Origin of the sequence: Pseudoalteromonas sp. MMG012 (genome assembly GCF_018100875.1) — a bacterium.
Taxonomy (GTDB): Bacteria; Pseudomonadota; Gammaproteobacteria; order Enterobacterales; family Alteromonadaceae; genus Pseudoalteromonas; species Pseudoalteromonas aurantia.
Genome location: NZ_JAGJEF010000171.1, coordinates 1 through 1,968 on the forward strand (window position 1 = coordinate 1; position 1,968 = coordinate 1,968).

Consider the following 1,968-nt stretch of genomic DNA (forward strand, 5'->3'; position numbering starts at 1 on the left):
CCCCTCTCGCTTTCAGCGCATTTTAAAAATATCGTTTCCTACAAAAACACCCATTTCCTACAAAATCTATAGCTTCGTCGCGCATGACGGAGGCGATTTAGCGAACGCCAGAAAGCAAAAAACCGCGATAAAGAAACTCAGATTAAGTTTCCAACGTGGCTTTCATAAACATTCGAAAGTGTTTATATGGCTATCTTAGCCGTGGGGTGATCCTGTGTCTAGTAGGTAGTTAAAAATTTGCTGACGACGTTCTTGTCGAAAATGAGTTGAGTCACAACCAAAAAAATAAATTTGCACCAAGTGCAAAGCAAAACTTGGGCAACCAAGGTAAAAAGAAGCAAGTCTTCTTCTCATTAGAAGTGCTGCATGAAACTAAATCTGATACCCAGACATTAGTTTTTGGCCATATTGCGTATCACCACGCTAAACATGGGAAATTTAACTCCAGCGTTTCATCTATCGCAAAACACCTTTGCTACTCAATCAACGCGGTAAAAAATGCTCTGAGTCAGCTTCTAAGCGCTGAAAATGATGAAAAACAGCCATTGTTGTTTGAAAAGTGTACAAAACGCTACAGCCGTACATTGAGGCTTAATTTAAAACACCCGCTAGGCTACCGGTTACTTCAAAGCTACACTCAAATTACTCATGGCCAGCAAGCAGCGAATACACACGCCCTCTATGGTCTTCAATTACATTTATTCGACTCTAAAAGCCGATATGACTCTCGTCACCAACACAAAATGCTGATGTTACATGCGTTGATCAGCAGTAAAATCAAAGCCAGCAAACTATCGACTCGTAATAAGCGAGATACCTACCAACAAAGTATTTCTCAGCTTTCTAAAAAGTTGGGGTGGGCGTATATGACGGTAAAGTCTTTAATTGAAACCATGCAGCCACTTGGTTTGTTTTCGGTGCTCAAAGAGCAAGTAAGTCGTGTAGCAAAATTTGTGTTTGGTGAAGTGAAGGCAAGTAAAGCCAAAGAGCACCGAACGATAATCCCCAAAAAAGAGCGCGAAGCACCTCCAATCGAGCGATACCGCGATATTCCCATAGCTTAATATAGCTTTCGCAAAGCTAAATCAGAACTGCCTCGATGTAGGGCTTTGTCGTGCCTGAAGTTAAATATTCATCTGAAAACGTACCTTAGAAATCCCGTTGCCTTATACTGGAGTGAGGCCGTAAAGCCTGATTGTCTTGATATTATAATTCTATTGAGTGATAAAACTGCTTTCGCTGCAGCTAAGTGAAATTGGTGATAGTAGTTTGTTATGTCATTTCATTTAGTGCTTGATTTAGCTTATTTAGTAATTTTACTGGTTAAATCAGTGATGCCTTTAAATAAGGTGTGTTAGATAAAGAAAGATAGATTTTGACCTCACGCTATTCAGCCAAAAGCATTTTAATCCATTGAAGTATTTCATAATGCTTGAGGCCTGTCGTTTTTCACAGTCGAGCATACCAATCACAGAAATCGGTTTCGGTTTTAGCTAAGTCTGTAATTTTTTTGTTAGTAAGGTTTCTCATTAGTTCACTTGAACTGATATGGCACTTTTTAAGGAGTTGCCCAGATAAGGTGTCATTGTCTTTATCTGATGCATAACAAAACTTTAGTTGTTTATGTAGATAGTTATCCTGGAAATAAGGTTTAGTTTGATTGTTAAAATTTGGTAAGTGATCTTTGTCGCTATCAACAATTACTGCTAATTTACCCTTTCCGTTGTCGAACGGCAACTTCAGTGCGTGATTTATAGATAGATACCAGCCTATTCTTTCAGGGTTTATGTGTTCGTTTGGGTTACAAATCAAGAATGAGCCACTCGAAAGTGGAAGCTCGTTTGAGTCAGTGAATTGTTGTATTTTTCCAATGATAAAAAAATAAGTACATATACTAAACTTTTGATCGTTTGCAATACGAGTATTGGTATCTATGCCCATGATGTAGTCATATTCTTTAACAAGCAT

At 38.5% G+C, this 1,968-nt stretch carries 3 protein-coding genes; 2 read left to right on the forward strand and 1 reads right to left on the reverse strand.

Features of this window, described 5'->3' with window-relative positions:
* Together J8L97_RS22815 and J8L97_RS22820 are read left to right on the forward strand one after the other, a co-directional pair.
* The coding region (locus J8L97_RS22815) for a hypothetical protein (protein ID WP_211053011.1) at window positions 1–199 on the forward strand (199 nt) is incomplete at its 5' end.
* Between the two features lie 67 nt (window positions 200–266).
* Window positions 267–1,064 carry a hypothetical protein gene (locus J8L97_RS22820; RefSeq protein ID WP_211053012.1) on the forward strand — a complete coding sequence of 266 codons (798 nt, stop codon included), beginning with the start codon at window positions 267–269 and terminating at the stop codon, window positions 1,062–1,064.
* 385 nt (window positions 1,065–1,449) lie between these two features.
* Here the strand turns inward: J8L97_RS22820 and J8L97_RS22825 are convergent.
* A partial coding sequence (locus J8L97_RS22825; RefSeq protein WP_211053013.1) for a hypothetical protein occupies window positions 1,450–1,968 on the reverse strand: 519 nt, incomplete at its 5' end.